Genomic DNA, 19,795 nt, shown 5'->3' with positions numbered 1-19,795 from the left:
CAATGGAAATGGGCGCGAGTAGCTACAAAAATGATAGCGAAAACGGGGTGACTCTCCAGTCCCTCAATCGGCTGATGCGCTCCAGCGGTTGTCCCAAGCCTTGTCGAGCGTGCGCCGGTCGCGTTTGGTGGGGCGTCCATGTTCCTGGCTGCCGGCCGGATCGGCTGCCACCCGGCGCTGCTCGGCGGCCTCGGCTTTGAGGCGCAGGCTTTCTTCGGTTTCTTCGTAGAGCTGCTGGGCCACCGGGGCCGCGCCCCGCTGCTTGCTGATGCCGCGCACCATCAGGGTACGGGTGTAGGGGCCTTGCCGCAGCGTCACGGTGTCACCTGGTTTGACTTCACGCGCGGGCTTGGCTTCGATGCCGTTGACGCGTACGCGGCCTTTGTCAATTTCTTCCACGGCCAGGGCACGGGTCTTGTAAAAGCGGGCGGCCCACAGCCACTTGTCGATTCGCAATTTGTCCATTGGGCGCTATTCTGTACCAAGGCATGGGGCGCTGTGTAGGATGGCGCCGCGTTTGGATCGTGAACAGGGTCTCACGTCGTGGGCAGGCGTACCGTGGCGTCCAGGCCCGTCACACGGCCGTGCACGACGCGGTTTTCCAGCGAAATGCTGCCATGCATGGTTTCGGTGATCTCGCGGCAAATGGCCAGGCCCAGGCCGGAGCCGTGGCGCACGTTGCCTGCGGAAAAAGGCTGGTAGAGCCGCGCCGACAACTCCGACGACACACCCGGTCCGCTGTCGCTGATGGTCATGGCGACAACGCGGGCGTCGCACACGATGCGCACCGCCAGCGTGCCGCCGGCCGGTGTGTGCTTGATGGCGTTGTGCAGCAGGTTACGTGTGAGTTCGCCCAGCATCCATTCATGCGATGTGACGCGCGCCGGCACGGTTTCTATCTCGAAATCGATGTCTTTCTCGGCGATCAGGGGCGAGAGGTCCAGTGCCACGGAGCGCACCACCTGCGCCAGGTCGATGGCCTGCAGGTCGGCCTGCTGGCGCAATTGCTCCACCTTGGCCAGCGCCAGCATCTGGTTGGCCAGGACGGTGGCGCGGTCCACCGTCTGGTTGATTTCGACCAGCGCCTCACGGGCGTCCATGTCGCCGCGCAGCGCGGACTGCACCTGCACCTTGAGCACCGCCAGCGGTGTGCGCAGCTGGTGGGCCGCATCCCGGACAAAGCGCTTCTGGTTGTCCAGCAGATGCTGCAGCCGGCCCATAACCTCGTTGGTGGCATCCACCAGCGGCAGAAGTTCGCGGGGTGCATCGGGCGCGGTAATTGCCGTCAGGTCGCCTTCGGGACGGGCCTGCAGCTCGGCGCTGAGGCGCCGTACGGGCCGGGTGGCACGCTGCACCACGACGACCGCCACCAGGGCGATCACCGCCAGCAGCAGGGCCTGGCGCCATAGTGTGTCGAACAGGATTTTGCGGGCCAGTGTTTTGCGCAGTTCCAGGGTTTCTGCTACCTGGATTACCGCCATGGCGCGGCCTTTTGCGCTGGACACAGGCTGGAGCAGAACCGCGACCCGCACATCGTCGCCCATGAAGACGTCATCATAAAAATCCACCAGCGCCGAATAGGGGGGCCGTGCCGGGATGCGCCCGTGCCAGAACGGCAACTCCGAAAAACCGGACACCATGCTGCCGCCGAGGCTGGAGACCCGGTAAAAAAGCCGGCTCTGGTTGTCAGCTTCAAAAGCTTCCAGCGCCGCGTAGGGCACTGTGACGCGCAGCTCGGACTGCTCGTCGTAGCCCGTAACATCGAGCTGCTCGCCGATGGATTTGGCAGAAGCCAGCAGCGTACGGTCATAAGCCGTGTTCACCGCGCCCAATGCCTGCTGGTACAGGCTGAAGGTGTTGGCCACTACCAGCAGGCCCACCGGCAAAAGAATGCCGATGAGCAGGTATCTGCGCAGGGAGATGGCGCTTGCGCCGGGTTTTGTTTCGGGTGCTGCGGGGGGAACTACCTGAACGTCCTGTCGCGGCTGCGGGGAGCTCATGCATCCACTTTCAGCAAATAGCCCAGGCCGCGCAGCGTGACCAGCGTGACGCCGGTTTGCGCCAGTTTCTTGCGCAGGCGGTACACCACCACTTCCACCGCCTCGTATTGCACGTCCGCCTCGCCGGGAAACACCAGCTCGAACAAGCGCTCTTTTGACACTGCATGGCCGGGTTTGGCGATCAGGGCCTGCAGCAGTGCCAGTTCGCGGGGCGTCAGCTCCAGCACCTGGTCGCGGTGGTAGATGGCCCCGCTGTCTTTTTCATAGCGCAACTCGCCCACGATCTGTGCGCCGGCGTCGTTTTCCGCGGGAAGAGCGGTTGCCGCGCGCCGGCGGCTCAGGGCGCGCAGACGTGCTTCCAGTTCGTCCAGGTCGAAAGGTTTGGGCAGGTAGTCGTCGGCCCCGGTATTCAGCCCCATGATGCGGTCGCCTACCGTGCCGCGAGCGGTCAGGATCAGCACCGGTGTGGCAAGGCCCTTGAGACGCGCCTGTTCGAGCACCTGCAAGCCGTCCAGGCCGGGAAGGCTGAGGTCCAGCACCACCACATCGGGCTGGGTGTCCGTCCATTGCGCCAGCGCCAGGCGCCCGTCGGTGCAGCTGAAAACCTCCATGCCGCGGCGGCCCAGTGTCCGCTGCAGCGCGGCCTGCATCGAGGCATCGTCTTCGATCAGTAACAATTTCATGGGGGGCAACATGTTAGGGCCTGTTAACACTATGTTTGCAAATGCGAATGGGGTGAGAAAGCCGCCACTCGGCGTTGCGCTCCTAGCCCAGACGAAGGTCTGGGCGTCGTCACGCGCCTTGATTGGCGGCTTTCTCACCCCATTCCCTCCGGGTTGCGATCAAAAAGGCCCTGCGCGGCGTTGCAAAGCCTTGACGGGGTTCACCCCGCCTGCGTTTTGCGCCTTGCTCAAGGCCTTTTTGACTCGCAACGCATCTTGCAAACATAGTGTTAACAGGCCCTAGACATTAGCACTTTCCCCAATGCTTCCGGACAGCCGTTTGACAGAAACGAAGCGCATGATAAGCCCGTGATCGGCTGGATGCCTTCGCCAGCCCGGCAAGCTCAACAATTTCACAATCCTATTTTCAAGGAGACATTCATGCGTCGCGATACCTTTCTCAAATCCCTGGCAGCCATGGCGGCTGCAGGCGCCTTGCCCCTGCCGGCTTTTGCCGCCGCCAACGTCAAGATGATGATTCCCGCCAATCCCGGCGGCGGATGGGACACCACGGGCCGTGCCCTGGGCAAGGCCCTGACGGACTCCAAGGCCGCCGATACCGTGACCTATGACAACAAGGGTGGCGCCGCTGGCGCACTGGGCCTGGCCCAGTTCGTCAACGGATCCAAGGGCGACCCCAACGCACTGATGGTGATGGGCGCCGTCATGCTGGGCGGACTGATCACCGGCAAACCGCCGGTCAGCCTGTCGCAAGCCACCCCGATTGCACGCCTGTCCAGCGAATACAACGTGTTTGTGCTGCCCGCCAACTCGCCATTCAAGTCCATGAAGGACGTGGTCGAGCAGCTCAAGAAAGACCCCGGCAGTGTGAAGTGGGGCGGCGGTTCGCGCGGGTCTACCGAGCACATTGCAGCGGCCATGATCGCGCAGAAGGTCGGTGCCGATCCCTCGAAGATCAACTATGTGGCTTTCCGCGGCGGTGGTGAAGCCACGGCAGCCATCCTGGGCGGCAACGTCACGGTGGGCGGCAGCGGCTACAGCGAATTTGCCGAGTACATCAAGGCCGGCAAGATGAAGGCCATTGCGGTGACCTCGGGCAAGCGCCTGCCCGGTGTGGATGTGCCGACACTCAAGGAGCAGGGCATTGACGTCGAAATCGGCAACTGGCGCGGCGTCTATGGCGCGCCCGGCATCACGGACGCGCAGCGCAAGGCCCTGACCGACATGGTGCTGGCCGCGCTCAAGTCGCCCGCCTGGGCTGAGGCCGTCAAGAAGAACGACTGGACTCCCGCAGTCCTGACAGGCGAGGCATTTGCCAAGTTTGTGGACGACGACTTTGCGGCGCTGCGCGCCACGATGGTCAAGTCCGGCATGGTCTGATCCTCAGCGTTACGTCTCCCACGTTTTCGCGTATCAGCGGCGCGCGGCCCCGTCGAATCTGATGAAGATTTGACGAAATGCCCGCGTGCCCCCAGACTGCTCATGTCTGGCCAACCTTCCCCGCCTTTCGGGAACTATAACGATGACAACTTCAGATCCCTCGGCCGTCTGGCCGCAAACTCTGGTCGGTGCCGGTGTGCTGCTGACCGGCCTGGCGCTGGCCTTTGGTGCGATCAGCATTTCTTCCGAGGCAGGTTATGGCGGTGTAGGCCCCAATTTCCTGCCCTGGGTGGTGTCGGTGGGCCTCGCCATTTGTGGCGCCTTCATCATCTGGGAAGCGCAGAGTGGCGGCTTCCGGGACATGGACCTGCCTTCCGGTGCGGCACAGGCCTGCTGGCCGGGTTTTGTATGGGTCTCGGCGGGCTTGTTGCTTAATGCCGCCCTCATCACCACCATCGGTTTTATCCTGAGCTGCACGCTGTGTTATTTGCTGGCTGTGCAAGGCCTGCGCCGTGCGGGTGGCCAGGCAAGCGTCAATGCGCCGCTGACCTGGGTCACCGATTTTGGGGTGGGTTTCGCGATTTCTGCGCCGGTGTTCTGGATGTTCACGAAATTCCTGGCGATTAATTTGCCAGGCCTGACCAGCACGGGGTGGATCTGATGGATATCTTCAATGCCCTGATGGCGGGTTTCGCGACAGCGATCACGCCGGTGAATTTGCTCTGGTGCCTGGTGGGTTGCGCCCTTGGCACGGCCGTGGGTGTTTTGCCCGGCATCGGCCCTGCGGTGGCAGTGGCCATGCTGCTGCCCATCACCGCCAAGGTCGACATCACCGCTTCGATGATTTTTTTCTCGGGGATTTACTACGGCGCGATGTACGGCGGCTCGACCACGTCCATCCTGCTGAACACGCCCGGCGAGACCGCCAGCATGGTCACCGCCATGGAGGGCAACAAGATGGCCAAGAGCGGGCGCGCGGGCGCGGCGCTGGCCACGGCTGCTATCGGCTCGTTTGTGGCGGGCACGATTGCCACCGTCATCGTCACGCTGTTTGCGCCTTTTGTGGCCGAGTTCGCAGTCAAGCTGGGTCCGCCGGAATACTTCCTCTTGATGCTGCTGGCCTTCACCACGGTGAGTGCGGTGCTCGGCAAAAGCACCTTGCGCGGCATGACAGCGCTGCTGGTCGGCCTGGCCGCCGGCTGCGTGGGACTCGACCAGATATCCGGCCAGGGCCGCTATACCGGCGGCATCCCGGAGCTGCTGGACGGCATTGAAATCGTGCTGGTGGCGGTGGGCCTCTTTGCGGTTGCCGAAGTGCTCTATGCGGTGCTGTATGAAGGCCGCATGGTGGAAGAGCAGAACAAGCTCAGCCGCGTGCACATGACCAAGGCGGACTGGAAGCGGTCGATCCCCGCCTGGTTGCGTGGTACGGCCATCGGCACGCCCTTCGGGTGCATCCCGGCGGGTGGCACCGAGATCCCTACTTTCCTGAGTTATGCAACGGAAAAGAAGCTGGCCCAAAACCAGCCGCACAGTGCGGAGTTCGGCACCAAGGGCGCCATCGAAGGCGTGGCCGGCCCCGAGGCTGCCAACAATGCGACCGTGACGGCTGCGCTGATCCCGCTGCTCACATTGGGCATCCCGACCTCGAACACCACCGCCATCTTGCTGGGTGCGTTTCAGAACTATGGCATACAGCCCGGCCCGCAACTGTTCACCACGTCAGCGGCCCTGGTGTGGGCACTGATCGCTTCGCTTTACATCGGCAACGTGATGCTGCTGGTGTTGAATCTGCCCATGGTGGGCCTGTGGGTCAAGCTGCTGAAAATTCCCAAACCGCAGTTGTACGCAGGCATCCTGATTTTTGCGACGGTGGGCGCATACGGCATGCGGCAAAGTGCCTTCGACCTCTTTTTGCTGTACGCCATCGGCCTGCTCGGTGTCCTGATGCGCCGCTTTGACTTTCCGACTGCCCCTGTGGTGGTGGGCATGATCCTTGGCCCGCTCGCTGAGGCTCAATTGCGCAATGCCATGTCGATTGGCGAGGGCAGCCCCGCCGTGTTTTTCCAGCGCCCCATGTCGATCACGCTGGTCGTGATTGTGGTTGCGGTGCTGGTGCTTCCGCGTATGGCTAAATTCTGGAAAGCGAAAAAACCTGCAGGTTGATATTTACTACAAAGGAGACGACATGCTGAACATCAAACGACGCACCGCACTGGGTGGGCTCGCCGGGTTGGGCCTGACCACATTGGGCAGTACATTCCCTGCATTGGCGCAATCCGCCAAGGCACCGGCAGCTGTCGCTTCTCCAAAAGGCAAGGCCGCCAAGCTTGCTTCGAAACTGCGCATCGTGATACCGGCCAACGCAGGCGGGGGCTGGGACCAGACCGGCCGTGCGCTGGGTACGGCCTTGCTGGGTGTCGGCGCCGCTGACGAGATCGAATACGAAAACAAGGGTGGGAAGGGAGGCACCATCGGCTTGGCTTACTACGCCGAGAAGTACGGCAACGATCCCAACACCCTGTTGATGGGCGGTATGGTCATGGTGGGTGCGGTTGCCTTGCAAAAACCCGCGGTCGACATGACTCGCATCCAACCGATAGCCCGCCTGACCAGCGACTACCTTGTGGTGGTGGTAGCTGCCAGTTCGCCGATCCGTACCGTTGCCGATCTTGCCAGCCGGCTGCGCACCAACCCCAAAGACGTGCCGATCGCCGGGGGGTCGGCCGGTGGTGTGGATCACGTGTTTGCAGGGGTGCTGACCCGAGCCTCGCAAAGCAAACCGGAAGAACTGGTGTATTTGCCTTTCGCCGGCGGTGCCGAGGTGGTGCAGGCCGTGCTGGGTGGCAAGGCAGTGGCCGGCATATCGGGCTATAGCGAGTTCAGCGACGAACTCGCAAGCGGGAAATTGCGTGCCATTGGCGTGTCGTCCAAGCGCACGGTTTTTGGCATTCCCTCGATTCGCGAGCAGGGGCTCGATGTGGACATGGCCAACTGGCGTGGCGTGTTTACCGGCCAAAACGTGGCACCCGCCCGCCAGGCCGAAATGGTCGAAGCGGTGAAAGCCGCCGCAGGGTATGAGTCCTGGCAAAAAACACTGAAGCAGAACCACTGGGACTCTTCGCTGCTCTCGGGGCCCGGTTTTGCCAGCTTCATTGACTTTGACCTGACGACCTCGCGAGTTATGGTGCACCTGCTCAAGCTCAAAGCCTGACGCTCTGCGGCAGGGTTTTCGAAAGGGGCGACCGCGTGGGTCACCCCTTTTTTCTCCGGCGTCCATCTGATGGATGGCATGGAAAGTGCTGTACCTGTTGGGGGAACCGGCGCATGCCGGCCTGCTGCCTGATACATGCCACACCGCTGGAGAATCTCATGCCGACTGTTCGACGACGTATTTTTCTCGGGGGGCTCACGTGCCTGGGCGCAGCTGCCGCCGGCGTTGTCCCTGCACCCTTGTGGGCACAGGCTGCCGTGAAGGGCAAGCTTGCGCCCAGATTGCGCATCGTCATACCAGCCGCCTCGCGCAGCACGCTGGACGAAGCGGGCCGTGCCCTCGGCGATGCCCTGGTCGGCCTGGGCCTGAGCGACGAGATTGAATACGAAAACAAGGAGGGGCACGGCGGCACCACAGGGCTGGCCTGGTATGCCGGCAAGTACGGCTCCGATCCCAATGCGCTTTTCATGGGCGACAGCAACCTGGTCGGCGCAGTGGCTTTGCAAAAACCAGCCGTGGACCTGACCCGGCTCCGCCCGGTGGCCCGCCTGACCAGCGACTACCTGGTGGTGGTGGTCGCCGGCAACTCGCCCATCAAGACCGTCAACGAACTGGCTGAGCGCCTGCGCACCAGCCCCAGGTTGACGCCCATGGCGATTGGTTCTGTTGGAGGTGCGGACCACGTGTTCGCCGGCCTGCTGGCCAAGTCGGCCGGTAGCCGCCCTGAAGATCCGGTGTACCTGCCCTTTGCCCGCAATTTTGAATTGGTGGATGCGGTATTGACTGGCAAGGCGGTGGCCGGCGTTTCCGGATACGGAACTTTCAGCGCAGAACTGACCAGCGGCAAGCTGCGCGCCGTGGGTGTGTCATCCAAGAAAACAAGCTACGGTGTGCGGTCCGTGCGGGAGCAGGGGCTGGATCTGGACATGGCGAACTGGCGGGCTGTCTTCACCGGTCAGGGCGTCACGCCCGCGCGCCAGTCGGAGATGGTTGAAGGCGTCAAGGCGTCGCTGGCCTATGAGCTGTGGAAAAAAACGCTCAAGGAAAGTTACTGGGAGCAGTCCTGGCTGTCCGGGGCTGACCTCACCAACTTTATCGACTTTGATACCAAGACCACACAGCTGATGATGCAGCTGCTCAAGCTCAAGGCTTGATAGCCACCGCAAGGAATATGGCTTATTGGGTGGCGCCCAGGGCCCGCGCGCGCTGGCGTGTGCTGGCCAATTCCGCGGTGTCTGCACCGGCCGCCGGCCAGCCTGAAAGATGCTGCTGCGCCAGCTCGGCAAGCCCCGCAATCCATTCATGGCTGTCGTTCAGGCAAGGGATGTAGTTGAATTCCTTGCCGCCCGCATGCAGGAAAGCCTCGCGGGCTTCCATGTTGATTTCCTCCAGTGTTTCGAGGCAGTCGCCGGTAAAGCCGGGGCAGATCACATCGACCCGCCCGATACCTGCCTTTGCCAGGGCCACCAGTGTGGGCTCGGTATACGGCTCAAGCCATTTGGCCTTGCCAAAGCGCGACTGGAAGGTCACCTTGTACTGCGCAGGCTGCAGGCTCAGTTTGGTGGCCAGCAGCCGGGCGGTTTTATGGCATTCACAGTGATACGGGTCGCCCAGCTTCAACGTGCGTTCGGGCACCCCGTGAAAGCTCATGACCAGCTGTTCGCCGCGGCCGGCAGTGCGCCAGTGTTCGCGCACGCGTGCCGCCAGCGCGCTGATATAGCCCGGATGATCGTGGTAGTGGTTGACAAAGCGGAACTCGGGGATGCGGCGTATGCGCGCGGCCCAGGCGTAGACCGCATCAAAAACGCTGGCCGTGGTGGTGCCGCTGTATTGCGGATAGGCTGGCAGGATGAGAACGCGCGTGACGCCGTCGGCCTTGAGCTGATCAAGCTGCGAGGCGATGGATGGATGGCCGTAACGCATGGCGTAACGCACCTCGACGGGCAGTCCGCGCACTGCCAGGTAACCGCGCAGCATGACAGCCTGCTTTTGCGTCCACACCCGCAGCGGCGAGCCTTCCTTCATCCAGATGCTGGCGTACTTGGCCGCAGACTTTTTGGGCCGCACGCGCAGGATGATTCCGTGCAGGATCAGCCACCAGAGCGCTCTGGGGATCTCAACCACGCGCGGGTCGCTTAAAAACTCCGCGAGGTAGCGGCGCAATGCCGGTGCCGTCGCCTCATCGGGCGTACCCAGGTTGCAGAGCAGGACAGCCGTGCCGCAGGCCGTGGGCGTGGCCGGCGCTGCACCGTGCGTGAAGGGGGGCTCGGGGTTGAAAGGTGTGAGGATGCGCGAGCGAAAAGACATGGGTTATTCTCGCCTATCCCATTGACGCTGCCTATGCTTGACCTGTCCACCATAAAAGCCATCACACTTGACCTCGATGACACCCTGTGGCCCATCTGGCCTGCCATTGAAAGGGCCGAGAAAGCACTGGACGACTGGCTCAGCCAGCATGCACCGATGACCGCGGCGTTGTTTTCCAATCCGGCGGCGCGCCATGAGATCCGGGAGCACGTCACACGCTCGCGCCCGGAGCTCAAATACAACCTGAGCGCAATACGCCGGGAGGCGATACGGGTGGCGCTGTACCGCTCCGGCGAAGACCCGTTGCTGGCGGAAGCCGCGTTCAACGTCTTCTTTGAAGAGCGCAACAGGGTCACCTTGTTTGAAGACGCGGTGCTGGCGCTGGAATTCCTGTCTGGGCGTTACCCGCTGGTGGCGGTTTCCAACGGCAACGCGGACGTTGAACGAATCGGTATAGGCCGGTATTTCAGGGCGGCCATCAGCGCCCAGCAGTTCGGTGTGGGCAAGCCCGACCCGCGCATTTTTCATGCGGCAGCTGGGGCGGTGGAGGTGCAGCCCCAAGAAGTATTGCATGTGGGTGACGACGCCACGCTGGACGTGCTGGGCGCGCTTAATTGCGGCATGCAGACGGTGTGGGTGAATCGCTCCGACCAGATGTGGGCACACCCCGCGGTGCCGCACGAAACGGTGACCACGCTGACCGAGCTGTGCGATTTGTTCCCGCAGTGAACGGTTGACTTTCAAGAGGGCGCTTGCGATGACACTCAAAATCTACGGCACAGCCGCTTCGCGCGCAGCGCGTCCCCTGTGGACGGCACAGGAAATGGGCCTGGCCTATGAGCACATTGCGCTGCCGTATGTGGGTGGCGCCACGCGCACGCCGGAGTTTCTCGCCATCAACCCGAACGGCCGGATCCCCGTGGTGGATGACGATGGGGTCCTGGTCTGGGAGTCCATGGCCTGCGTGCTTTACCTGGCCGAGCGATTCAAAAAAACCAATGCGCCAGGCCTTGCTGCGCAGAACCCCGCGGAGCAGGCAGACATCCTGCGCTGGAGCTTCTGGGTGGTGACCGAGTGCGAAAAAGACGCCCTGGCGTTCCTGATGCATCGCATCATGATGCCGGCAGAGCGCCGCAAGCCCCAGTTGGCCGAGGATGCCGAGCGGCATCTGCTGGGCCCGCTGCGGGTGCTCGAACAGCATTTGCAGTCGCGCAGCTACCTGGCGGGTGAACGCTTTACGGCGGCCGATATCTGCGTGGCTTCCGTGCTGGCGTGGATTCAGGGTGCTGCCAGTCTGATGGCGCAATGCCCGGCAGTGGACGAGTGGCTCAAGCGCTGTCTTGCGCGTCCGGCGTACCGTGCGGTGAGATTGATGGCGAAAAGTGCCTGAAACCAATTATGGCTATGCGCAAGCAGCTATTTAATTGATAGCAATACGGGTGGCGTGACTGCAATGACCGCGAACCGCGGATGTGCCGGGACAGATCAATGCAGGCGCTGCGCCGCTTCCAGCCCCGAGCGCACGGCGCCTTCCAGTGTGGCTGGATACGGCCCGGCGATGTAGTCGCCACAGGCATAAAGACCTGGTGCTACGTCGATTGCCGGGCGCAGCAGGCCCGGCGTGCAGGCAAAAGTCGCGCGCTTTTCCACGATGGTTTGCACCACCTGCAAGGTGTCCAGGCCCAGCTGCTGTGCCGCCTGCGCCAGCACCTGTGCAGCCAGCGTCGCGCCATCGCCTGTGCTGGCGCTGATCACAAAAGCCAGCAGGCCGGTGGGCCCGCCCAGTTGCCCACGGTCGAACACAAATTGCGCGGGTGCGGTCGCATCGGCGGGTAAGGCCAGCATGGGCTGCTGAAGGCGAACGCCTGCCGCCCAGGCGTAGACCGTGGTCAGCGCTTCGTGTTGAAGGCCTTTCACCTGCGCCAGCCAGTCGCCGGGTTGCAGGCCGCTGCCTTCCACAAGCCGCGCCGCTTCATGGGGCGGGCAGGCCAGCACCACGCAGTCGAAGGCTGCGCTGATGTCGGTACTGACCACCCAGCTCGAACCAAGAGGCGCAATGGATTGCACGCGGGCGCCCAGCCGCACGATGCTGCCCTGGGCCGCCAGCCAGCGCAGGGCGGCGTCGGGCAGCAGCGCGCTGAGGTCGGCGCGCGGCAGCAAGAGGTTGGAGCCGCCGCTTTCCGAAAACAGCGAGTCGTGCATCACGCGCAGGAAAACCTGGCCGCTGGCGCGTTCAGCGGGCGTGTTCAGCGCCGAGACGCAGAGGGGCTCGATCAATGAGGCCATGGCACCGGGTGACAGGCCGCGGCACAGGTCGGCCACGGACACGCCGGGATCGCACTTGAATTTAGCGAGCTGCCAGCCGACGGCGACCTTGAACATCGAGAGTTTGTCGGCCCAGGACCAGCCGCGCGCCAGGACGATGCCGGCCAGCGCATCGAGTGGGGCCGGCAGTTGCGGAAGCTTCAGGCCGCTGCCGTCCGGAAACCGCAGCGTCAGCGGCAGCCGCAGCAAGGAAGCGGCTGCGTCGACACCCACCTCCTTCATCAGGCGCAGCGTTTCGGCATAAGCGCCAATCAGGATGTGCTGGCCGTTGTCGAGCACCACCGGCTCGCCTGCCAACGTGCCGCCCACGCGGCGCGCACGTCCGCCGGCGACGCGGGTGGCCTCAAACAACGTGACCTGGTAACCCAGCCGCGTGGCCTCGACAGCCGCAGCGCATCCGGCCCAGCCGGCGCCGATCACGGCGACTCTCATGATGGGCACGGTTGCGTGCAGGTGATCGTGTGAGTTCCATACCAGCCGGGGCCGCGGAACTGGCTTTGCCAGGCCGCAGGCGCAGCGCCCCCGCGGGGGGTAGCGAACCACACGAAGTGGGGAGCGTGGGGGCTCATTGGATTTTGCCGAAGGCCTGGGTCTTCCACGCCAGCCAGAATTTGCGCAGCGGTGTGAGGCTGACGCGCTGGTGCAGCACCTGGTAGCCGTCGGCGGCGATTTCCCGCAGCAGCGTGCGGTAAATGCTGGCCATCATGAGGCCGGGTTTCTGGGCGCGGCGGTCGGCTTCGGGCAGCATGGCCAGCGCTTCGTCGTAAAGTGCCAGCGCGCGGTCGGTCTGGAATTTCATCAGCGCGCTGAAGCGGTCGGAGTACTGGCGCTTGAGGACCTCATGCGCCTTTACGTCAAATTGCTGCAGCTCGTTGACGGGCAGGTAGATGCGGCCGCGCATCGCGTCTTCGCCGACGTCCCGGATGATATTGGTGAGCTGGAATGCCAGGCCGAGCTTGTGCGCGTAGGCGGTGGTCGCTTCGTCGGTCTGGCCGAAGATGCGCGCCGCCACTTCGCCCACGATGCCGGCAACCAGGTGGCAATACTGCCGCAGGCCGGGAAAGTCCAGGTAGCGGTTTTGCTCCAGGTCCATCTGGCAGCCGTCGATGACAGCCTGCAGGTGGCGCGCTTCGATGCGGTAGGTGGCGGCGTGCGGCATCAGCGCTTTCATCACCGGATGCGTCGGGTTGCCGGCATAGGCATTGAGCACCTCGCCTTGCCACCAGGCGAGCTTGGTACGCGCTACGCCGGGGTCGGTGATTTCGTCGACGACGTCGTCGATCTCGCGGCAAAAGGCGTAGAACGCGGTGATGGCGGCGCGCCGTTCTTTGGGTAAAAACAGGAAGGCGTAATAGAAACTGCTGCCGGATGCGGCGGCTTTTTGCTGGACATATTGCTCAGGCGTCATGCGGTAATTGTCACATGGGACTTGTTGGCCGGATTGGTATCAGGATGCCTTGGGGGCAGTGCGTTCGGCGAAGTAAAGCTTCAGCGCAAGCACCACGGCAATCAGGACGACCCAGACGATCAACACATCGCCGAATTGCCAGAAGAGCCAGAACGGGGAGCCTAATTGACCCAGCAAGGGCAGCAGGAACGGCTGCAGCCGGGGTGTCCAGAAACCGGGGCTGGACATGCAGGCCGATACCAGGGGATCAAAGCTGCCGGGGTTACATCCGAGGGCCTGCAGTATTTCGCGCGATACATACGTGCTCAGGAAGGGCGTGCCGAAGGCGATGCAAAACGCGATCAACCCCAGCAGCAAAATCCAGAAGCTGACTTGCAAAAACTGGTGCAACCTTCGTTGCGGTGACATTGCCGTGGCGGCAGGTGCATGCCGGGCGGTGATGGCCTTGCGGGGATTTTGGTACGCATGGCGGCTCCAGCCGATCACGGCCAACCAGGCCAGGATGAGCCACCAGAAGTTGCGCAACAGGATAAAGGGGTAATCCAGCGGAGTCTGCGCAGACAGAAAAGGTGTGAGCCTTGAGGCCAACGCGTTCTGGAAGAAGGAACACGTTCCGGCTCGCGGGTCTGCATGGAATTGGCAATTGAGAGCGGCCAGGGCCTGCTCTGCGATGACGCCGCCGATCAGCGCGAAGCTGATGCAAAAGAGGAAGAGGCCCCACACCAGCGCGCGATGGAGGCCCGAAGGCGGCAGTTTTGCCTGTGGCATTGCCATGTGGCTTCCTGTTGGTGTGTTGATTGATCTGTCCGTCCCTGGTGCGATCCGGCTGGTTGGCTACATGAACAGCGCACGCCAGCCCATCACCAGCACATCCCGGGGGCCCAGCTTGGGGCGCCGCTGCAGGGTATTGAATCCTTGGGACTCGATCTTCTCAAGGATGCGTAGCCCGCCTTGCACCACCAGGCGCAGCTCCCAGCCGCCGCGGCCCGGTATTTTTTTTGTGAGTGGCAAGCCTTTTAGCATCGTAGCCCTTGCAGAGCGTGCGCAAGCAGCTATCAAATTGATAGTGGAGGGGTTGGCATCCAGCGCCAGCAGCTGCGCTTCGTCAACGCCGTGGCGGGTCCAGGCATCGGCCGGCAGGTAAATACGCCCGCGCGGAATGTCCACGCTGAGGTCTTGCCAGAAGTTGATGAGCTGCAGGGCGGTGCAAATGCAGTCGCTCATGTGCAGCGAGGCGGCGTCATGGATGCCGTACAGGTGCAGTAGCAGCCGGCCCACGGGATTGGCCGAGCGGTTGCAGTAATGGAGCAGCTCGGCCTCATCGGCATAACGCTGTTTGACGACGTCCTGCTCAAAAGCGCTGAGTAAATCGGCCAGCAGGTTTACCGGCAACTGGAATTCCGCCATCATGGGCGTCAGCTGGGCAAACACCGGCGCCCAGCGAGGCGAGGGCGCCAGGCCTGTGGAGGCCGCCACCAGGTCGGCGCGGTAGGCGGCGAGGTCGGCCAGGCGTGCCGCCGGTGGGGCATCGCCTTCATCGGCGATGTCATCCGCCGTGCGGGCAAACCAGTAGATCGCCGCGATGGGCGGGCGCAGACGCGGCGGGCACAGCAGCGACGCTACCGGGAAGTTTTCATAGTGCGCCACACCCTGCAGAGACGGCGTCAGGGTGGCTGGCGATTGGGAGCCTTGGGTCATGCGGGCGATTGTCGCTTGACAAGCCTCGGCAATTATCCTAGATTACTAACCGGTCAGTCAGTAGCAGTTCCCTGACTCTTTATTTGCCCTGCTATCCATGCGGGTTTCACCCCGAACCAGATCATGAACAAAACCGTTTTCTCCCTGGTGGGCGCCGCCGTCCTGCTGGCAGCCTGTTCCAAACCCGCCCCGCCAGAAGAGCCGGTCCGCGCCGTCAAGGTGATCACTGTCGGGACCAATGCCTTTTCATCGAGCCACGAATATGCCGGCGAGGTCCGCGCCCAGGTGGAGTCGAGACTCGGCTTTCGGGTTGCGGGGAAGATCATCAAGCGGCAGGCTGAACTGGGCCAGCGCGTCAAGGCCGGGCAAGTGCTTGCCAACCTCGATCCCCAGGATTACAAGCTCGCGGCCGATGCAGCCCGTGCGCAGGTCGCCGCCGCCGCCACCAACCGCGACCTTGCTGCCGCTGATTTCAAGCGCTACAGGGAGCTGAAAGAGCAGAATTTCATCAGCGGTGCCGAGCTTGAGCGCCGCGAAACCACGCTGAAGGCGGCCCAGGCGCAACTGGAGCAAGCCCAGTCCCAGCTGGCTGTGCAGGGCAACCAGGCCAACTACGCGGCGCTGGTCGCGGATGTGTCGGGGGTTGTCACCGCCATCGAGGCCGAGCCGGGCCAGGTCGTGACGGCCGGCGCGCCAGTGGTGCGGATTGCCGCGGATGGTGTGCGTGATGTGGTGTTCTCTGTGCCCGAAGACAAGGTGGCGGCGATCAAGGTTGGCTCGCCGGTCAGTATCCGTGTGTGGTCCCAGACCGCTGAATTGACCGGAAAAGTGCGCGAAGTGGCGGCCAGCAACGACCCCGTTACGCGGACCTACACCGTCAAGGTTTCCGTTGACGCAAAAGAACCGCCGCCGCTAGGCGCCACGGTGTATGTGGTGCCGCAGGCCGGCAGCGTGGTGGGTGCGCCGGTCATCAAGCTGCCGACAACAGCGCTGCGCCAGGAAGGCAAGGCCACGGCGGTATGGGTGGTTGACAAGGCCACCATGACCGTCAAGCCGCAACTCATTCAGGTTGCCACGGCAGACGGCAACGACGTGGTGGTGGCTTCCGGGCTGCAACCCGGGATGCTGGTGGTCAGCGCCGGCGTGCATGTGCTCTCGCCGGGCCAGAAAGTCAGTATTTACCAGCCGAGTGTGGCTGTAGCCGGCGCCAGTCCGGCGCAAACGGCTATCAATTCTGTAGCAACACCTGTGGCGGCACCGGCTGCCGCTTCCGCTGCTTCTGCCGCGAAGTGAAAACGGCATGACGCAACCCCATCCAGACAGCAGCAGCGCTGCCGGCGAACTGGCTTCGCCCTCGACCCGGTTCAACCTTTCCAAATGGGCGCTGGACCACCCGGCGCTCACGCGTTATCTCCTGCTGGTGCTGATGATTCTGGGCTTTGCCGCCTACTTCCAGCTCGGGCAGGACGAAGACCCGCCTTTTACCTTTCGCGCCATGGTGGTGCGCACCTACTGGCCGGGCGCCACGGCGCAGCAGGTGGCCGAGCAGGTGACCGACAAGCTGGAGCGCACGCTGCAGGAGGCGCCTTATGCCGACAGGATTCGCAGCTACTCCAAGCCCGGTGAATCGCAGATCATTTTTCAGATCAAGGACTCGTCCAAACCCGGTGATGTCGCCAATGTCTGGTATTCGGTGCGCAAGAAAATCGGCGACATGCGCGGGACGCTGCCGGGCGGCATCCAGGGCCCGTTCTTCAACGACGAATTCGGCGATGTGTATGGCGTGATCTACGCGCTGGAAGCTGACGGTTTTAATTACGCCGAACTCAAGACCTTTGCCGACGATGTGCGCCAGCAACTGCTGCGTGTGCCGGACGTGAGCAAGGTGGAGCTGTTTGGTGTGCAGGACGAAAAAGTCTACATTGAGATTTCGCAAAAACGCCTGGCGCAACTGGGGCTGGACCTGAACCAGGTGCTGGCGCAACTGAGCCAGCAAAACGCGGTGGAATCTGCTGGTGCGGTACAGACGCCGCTGGATGTGGTGCAGGTGCGCGTGGCGGGCCAGTTCGAGGCGATTGAACAATTGCGCATCATGCCGATTCGCGGCAGCTCCGGCAACCAGCTGCAGCTGGGCGACATCGCCGAGATCAAGCGTGGCTATGTGGACCCGCCATCCGTCAAGGTGCATTACCAGGGCAAAGAGGTGATTGCGCTCGGCGTTTCGATGGCCAAGGGCGGCGACATCATCGCACTGGGCAAGTCGCTCACGACCCTCTCGGACCGCATCGAGAAATCCCTGCCGGCCGGCATCAAGCTGGTGAATGTGCAGAACCAGCCCAAGGCGGTAGCTACCTCGGTGAATGAGTTTGTGCGTGTGCTGATCGAGGCCGTGGTGATTGTGCTGGCGGTCAGCTTCATCAGCCTGGGGTTCCACAAGCGCCCGCACAATGGTCCCGGCCAGTTGCCGTTGTGGAAGCGCTATTACATCGACATGCGGCCCGGCCTGGTGGTGGGCATCACCATCCCCCTGGTGCTGAGCCTGACCTTTCTGGCCATGTGGTACTACGGTATCGGGCTGCACAAGATTTCGCTGGGCTCGCTGATCATCGCGCTCGGCCTGCTGGTGGACGACGCCATCATTGCCGTGGAGATGATGGTGCGCAAGATGGAGGAGGGCTATGACAAGGTGCGCGCCGCCACCTTCGCCTACGAGATCACCGCCATGCCCATGCTGACGGGTACCCTGATTACCGCCGCGGGCTTTTTGCCCATCGGCCTGGCCAAGTCCACTACTGGTGAATACACCTTCGCGATTTTTGCGGTGACCGTGATCGCGCTGGTGCTCAGCTGGATTGTCTCGGTGTATTTCGTGCCTTACCTGGGCACCTTGCTGCTCAAGGTGCCGCCGCACGTGCAGGAAGTGGCCGCCGGCCAGGACAGCCCGCACGAGATGTTCGACAGCGCGTTCTACAACACCTTTCGCAAAACGGTGAACTGGTGCGTGGAGCACCGCTGGATCACCATCGGCTCGACGGTGCTGATTTTTGCGCTGGGCATTGTCGGCATGGGCAAGGTACAGCAGCAGTTCTTCCCTGATTCGAGCCGGCCCGAGATCATGGTCGATATCTGGTTCCCTGAAGGCACTTCCTTTGCCGCCAATGAGGCGACCGCCAGGCGGGTGGAGCAGCGCCTGATGCGAGAGGAGGGCGTGAGCTCGGTCAGTACCTGGCTGGGCTCGGGCGTTCCACGCTTTTATTTGCCGCTGGACCAGGTCTTTCCGCAAACCAACGTCTCGCAAATGATTGTGCTGCCCAAGGACTTGAAGGTGCGCGAGTCGCTGCGCATCAAGCTGCCGGCCCTGCTGGCCACCGAATTCCCCGAAGTGCGCGGCCGGGTCAAGCTGCTGCCGAACGGCCCGCCCGTGCCTTACCCGGTGCAGTTCCGCGTGGTCGGCATTGACCCGCTGGTGCTGCGTGACCGCGCTGACGAGGTCAAGGCGGTGATGCGCGAGAGCGGCAACACCCGCGGTGTGAACGACAACTGGAACGAGTCGGTGAAAGTGCTGCGGCTGGAAGTGGACCAGGCCAAGGCGCGCGCGCTGGGCGTGACCAGCCAGTCGATTGCTCAGGCTTCACGTACCATCCTGGCGGGCACCTCGGTTGGCCAGTTCCGTGAAGGTGACAAGCTGATCGACATCGTGCTGCGCCAGCCGCTGGACGAACGCAACGCGATCACCGACATCGGCAACGCTTACCTGCCCACGGCTTCGGGCAAGTCGATTCCGCTGACGCAGATTGCCAAGCCGGTGTTCACCTGGGAGCCGGGCGTGATGTGGCGCGAGAACCGCGACTACGCCATCACGGTGCAAAGTGACATCGTCGAAGGCCTGCAGGGTGCCACGGTGACGCAGGAGTTGATGCCCAAACTCAAGGCGCTGGAAGCCAAATGGCTGGACAAGGGCATGGCGGGCTACCGTATCCAGGTGGCTGGCGCGGTGGAGGAAAGCAGCAAGGGTTCGTCGTCGATCGTTGCCGGCTTGCCCATCGCGGGCTTCCTGATACTGACCCTGTTGATGCTTCAATTGCAAAGCTTCAGCCGGACCATGCTGGTCTTCGTGACGGGTCCATTGGGCATTGCCGGTGTGGCCGCGGCGTTGCTGCTGCTGGGGCGGCCGTTTGGTTTCGTCGCTTTGCTGGGTGTGATTGCGCTGATGGGCATGATCCAGCGCAATTCCGTGATCCTGATTGACCAGATCGAACAGGACCGCGCGCGTGGTGTGCCGGCCTGGGACGCGATTGTCGAATCAGCCGTGCGCAGGCTTCGGCCCATCGTGTTGACTGCCGCCGCTGCGGTGCTGGCCATGATCCCGCTGTCGCGCAGCGTGTTCTGGGGGCCTATGGCGGTTGCCATTATGGGCGGCCTGGTGGTGGCGACGGTGCTGACCTTGCTGGCCCTGCCTGCCATGTATGCAGCGTGGTTCCGTGTCAAACGGGAAGATAAGCTGAAAATTAAGCCACACATGGGCGAAAAGCCACAGCCGGCCTGATTCTCTCCAGCCGTCGGTTCCGGACGAAAAACCGGGCCCGATAACGGCTAAAATAGAGAGTTGACCGATTTCAAGCGGGGATTCGGAGGTTTTTCGGATTCCCGTTTTTATTTCAGGCGCGCGGGTGGCGAAATTGGTAGACGCACCAGGTTTAGGTCCTGACGTCCGCAAGGATGTGCGGGTTCGAGTCCCGCCCCGCGCACCACCCTGAGGCTTGTGGGCGGCCCTGTTGCC

Annotated in this window: 17 protein-coding genes and 1 tRNA gene; 10 read left to right on the top strand and 8 right to left on the bottom strand. The window is 62.9% G+C overall.

Features of this window, described 5'->3' with window-relative positions:
* Positions 1–63: 63 nt before the first annotated feature.
* From AC1D1J_RS04870 to AC1D1J_RS04860, 3 genes are all read right to left on the bottom strand, one after another.
* The gene (locus AC1D1J_RS04870; protein ID WP_477694016.1) at positions 64–465 is read right to left on the bottom strand and encodes an RNA-binding S4 domain-containing protein; all 402 of its coding nucleotides are present in this window, start codon (positions 463–465) and stop codon (positions 64–66) included.
* Between the two features lie 71 nt (positions 466–536).
* A complete protein-coding gene (locus tag AC1D1J_RS04865) occupies positions 537–2,000 on the bottom strand; it encodes a sensor histidine kinase (protein ID WP_477694015.1) in 1,464 nt (487 codons plus the stop codon).
* Positions 1,997–2,695: a response regulator gene (locus AC1D1J_RS04860; RefSeq protein WP_477685367.1), complete on the bottom strand. Its 699-nt coding sequence runs from the start codon at positions 2,693–2,695 to the stop codon at positions 1,997–1,999. Before AC1D1J_RS04860 ends, AC1D1J_RS04865 begins: the two co-directional genes overlap by 4 nt.
* Before the next feature lie 408 nt (positions 2,696–3,103).
* On the opposite strand from AC1D1J_RS04860, the gene AC1D1J_RS04855 reads away from it, so the two are divergent.
* The 5 genes from AC1D1J_RS04855 to AC1D1J_RS04835 all read left to right on the top strand — a co-directional run bounded on the left by AC1D1J_RS04855 (position 3,104) and on the right by AC1D1J_RS04835 (position 8,431).
* Entirely contained in the window at positions 3,104–4,063 is a 960-nt protein-coding gene (locus AC1D1J_RS04855) for a Bug family tripartite tricarboxylate transporter substrate binding protein (RefSeq protein ID WP_457280283.1), read from the top strand.
* Between the two features lie 142 nt (positions 4,064–4,205).
* Complete coding sequence (locus AC1D1J_RS04850) at positions 4,206–4,724, top strand: tripartite tricarboxylate transporter TctB family protein (protein ID WP_477685368.1); 519 nt, start codon at positions 4,206–4,208, stop codon at positions 4,722–4,724.
* Positions 4,724–6,229: a tripartite tricarboxylate transporter permease gene (locus AC1D1J_RS04845; RefSeq protein ID WP_477694014.1), complete on the top strand. Its 1,506-nt coding sequence runs from the start codon at positions 4,724–4,726 to the stop codon at positions 6,227–6,229. Before AC1D1J_RS04850 ends, AC1D1J_RS04845 begins: the two co-directional genes overlap by 1 nt.
* 22 nt (positions 6,230–6,251) lie before the next feature.
* Complete coding sequence (locus AC1D1J_RS04840; RefSeq protein ID WP_477694013.1) at positions 6,252–7,277, top strand: Bug family tripartite tricarboxylate transporter substrate binding protein; 1,026 nt, start codon at positions 6,252–6,254, stop codon at positions 7,275–7,277.
* A gap of 158 nt (positions 7,278–7,435) precedes the next feature.
* Positions 7,436–8,431, top strand: a complete 996-nt coding sequence (locus AC1D1J_RS04835; protein ID WP_477685371.1) for a tripartite tricarboxylate transporter substrate-binding protein — start codon at positions 7,436–7,438, stop codon at positions 8,429–8,431.
* A 22-nt stretch (positions 8,432–8,453) separates the two neighbouring features.
* Here AC1D1J_RS04835 and hemH read toward each other — a convergent pair whose 3' ends face one another.
* The gene (gene hemH / locus AC1D1J_RS04830) at positions 8,454–9,584 is read right to left on the bottom strand and encodes a ferrochelatase (RefSeq protein ID WP_477685372.1); all 1,131 of its coding nucleotides are present in this window, start codon (positions 9,582–9,584) and stop codon (positions 8,454–8,456) included.
* Between the two features lie 33 nt (positions 9,585–9,617).
* Between hemH and AC1D1J_RS04825 the strand changes: the two genes are divergently transcribed.
* Both AC1D1J_RS04825 and AC1D1J_RS04820 read left to right on the top strand, forming a co-directional pair.
* The gene (locus AC1D1J_RS04825) at positions 9,618–10,313 is read left to right on the top strand and encodes an HAD family hydrolase (RefSeq protein WP_477647662.1); all 696 of its coding nucleotides are present in this window, start codon (positions 9,618–9,620) and stop codon (positions 10,311–10,313) included.
* Between the two features lie 28 nt (positions 10,314–10,341).
* Positions 10,342–10,974, top strand: a complete 633-nt coding sequence (locus AC1D1J_RS04820; RefSeq protein WP_477685373.1) for a glutathione S-transferase family protein — start codon at positions 10,342–10,344, stop codon at positions 10,972–10,974.
* 95 nt (positions 10,975–11,069) lie between these two features.
* On the opposite strand, the gene hpnE is transcribed toward AC1D1J_RS04820, so the two are convergent.
* From hpnE to hpnC, 4 genes are all read right to left on the bottom strand, one after another.
* A complete protein-coding gene (gene hpnE / locus AC1D1J_RS04815) occupies positions 11,070–12,341 on the bottom strand; it encodes a hydroxysqualene dehydroxylase HpnE (RefSeq protein WP_477685374.1) in 1,272 nt (423 codons plus the stop codon).
* A gap of 133 nt (positions 12,342–12,474) precedes the next feature.
* Positions 12,475–13,317: a presqualene diphosphate synthase HpnD gene (gene hpnD, locus AC1D1J_RS04810; protein ID WP_477694012.1), complete on the bottom strand. Its 843-nt coding sequence runs from the start codon at positions 13,315–13,317 to the stop codon at positions 12,475–12,477.
* 39 nt (positions 13,318–13,356) lie between these two features.
* On the bottom strand, positions 13,357–14,091 hold the full coding sequence (locus tag AC1D1J_RS04805; protein ID WP_477685375.1) for a hypothetical protein: 735 nt from the start codon (positions 14,089–14,091) through the stop codon (positions 13,357–13,359).
* A 60-nt stretch (positions 14,092–14,151) separates the two neighbouring features.
* Complete coding sequence (hpnC, locus tag AC1D1J_RS04800) at positions 14,152–15,015, bottom strand: squalene synthase HpnC (protein ID WP_477685376.1); 864 nt, start codon at positions 15,013–15,015, stop codon at positions 14,152–14,154.
* 123 nt (positions 15,016–15,138) lie between these two features.
* Here hpnC and AC1D1J_RS04795 point away from each other — a divergent pair, with 123 nt between their 5' ends.
* From AC1D1J_RS04795 to AC1D1J_RS04785, 3 genes are all read left to right on the top strand, one after another.
* Positions 15,139–16,308, top strand: a complete 1,170-nt coding sequence (locus tag AC1D1J_RS04795; protein WP_477647656.1) for an efflux RND transporter periplasmic adaptor subunit — start codon at positions 15,139–15,141, stop codon at positions 16,306–16,308.
* Positions 16,309–16,315: 7 nt separating this feature from the next.
* Complete coding sequence (locus AC1D1J_RS04790) at positions 16,316–19,561, top strand: efflux RND transporter permease subunit (RefSeq protein ID WP_477694011.1); 3,246 nt, start codon at positions 16,316–16,318, stop codon at positions 19,559–19,561.
* A gap of 118 nt (positions 19,562–19,679) precedes the next feature.
* Positions 19,680–19,766, top strand: a tRNA-Leu gene (locus AC1D1J_RS04785).
* The last annotated feature ends 29 nt before the right edge of the window (positions 19,767–19,795 follow it).

It is taken from the genome of Polaromonas sp. P1_F8, assembly GCF_056405635.1.
The sequence above is the reverse complement of the archived record's forward strand: the minus strand, read 5'-3'. Positions and strand labels throughout refer to the sequence as shown.

Bases quoted from the DNA above. Each gene is read 5' to 3' on its own strand.
- AC1D1J_RS04870 (WP_477694016.1), bottom strand. From the start codon at position 465: ATGGACAAATTGCGAATCGACAAGTGGCTGTGGGCCGCCCGCTTTTAC.
- AC1D1J_RS04865 (WP_477694015.1), bottom strand. From the start codon at position 2,000: ATGAGCTCCCCGCAGCCGCGACAGGACGTTCAGGTAGTTCCCCCCGCA.
- AC1D1J_RS04860 (WP_477685367.1), bottom strand. From the start codon at position 2,695: ATGTTGCCCCCCATGAAATTGTTACTGATCGAAGACGATGCCTCGATG.
- AC1D1J_RS04855 (WP_457280283.1), top strand. From the start codon at position 3,104: ATGCGTCGCGATACCTTTCTCAAATCCCTGGCAGCCATGGCGGCTGCA.
- AC1D1J_RS04850 (WP_477685368.1), top strand. From the start codon at position 4,206: ATGACAACTTCAGATCCCTCGGCCGTCTGGCCGCAAACTCTGGTCGGT.
- AC1D1J_RS04845 (WP_477694014.1), top strand. From the start codon at position 4,724: ATGGATATCTTCAATGCCCTGATGGCGGGTTTCGCGACAGCGATCACG.
- AC1D1J_RS04840 (WP_477694013.1), top strand. From the start codon at position 6,252: ATGCTGAACATCAAACGACGCACCGCACTGGGTGGGCTCGCCGGGTTG.
- AC1D1J_RS04835 (WP_477685371.1), top strand. From the start codon at position 7,436: ATGCCGACTGTTCGACGACGTATTTTTCTCGGGGGGCTCACGTGCCTG.
- hemH (WP_477685372.1), bottom strand. From the start codon at position 9,584: ATGTCTTTTCGCTCGCGCATCCTCACACCTTTCAACCCCGAGCCCCCC.
- AC1D1J_RS04825 (WP_477647662.1), top strand. From the start codon at position 9,618: ATGCTTGACCTGTCCACCATAAAAGCCATCACACTTGACCTCGATGAC.
- AC1D1J_RS04820 (WP_477685373.1), top strand. From the start codon at position 10,342: ATGACACTCAAAATCTACGGCACAGCCGCTTCGCGCGCAGCGCGTCCC.
- hpnE (WP_477685374.1), bottom strand. From the start codon at position 12,341: ATGAGAGTCGCCGTGATCGGCGCCGGCTGGGCCGGATGCGCTGCGGCT.
- hpnD (WP_477694012.1), bottom strand. From the start codon at position 13,317: ATGACGCCTGAGCAATATGTCCAGCAAAAAGCCGCCGCATCCGGCAGC.
- AC1D1J_RS04805 (WP_477685375.1), bottom strand. From the start codon at position 14,091: ATGGCAATGCCACAGGCAAAACTGCCGCCTTCGGGCCTCCATCGCGCG.
- hpnC (WP_477685376.1), bottom strand. From the start codon at position 15,015: ATGACCCAAGGCTCCCAATCGCCAGCCACCCTGACGCCGTCTCTGCAG.
- AC1D1J_RS04795 (WP_477647656.1), top strand. From the start codon at position 15,139: ATGAACAAAACCGTTTTCTCCCTGGTGGGCGCCGCCGTCCTGCTGGCA.
- AC1D1J_RS04790 (WP_477694011.1), top strand. From the start codon at position 16,316: ATGACGCAACCCCATCCAGACAGCAGCAGCGCTGCCGGCGAACTGGCT.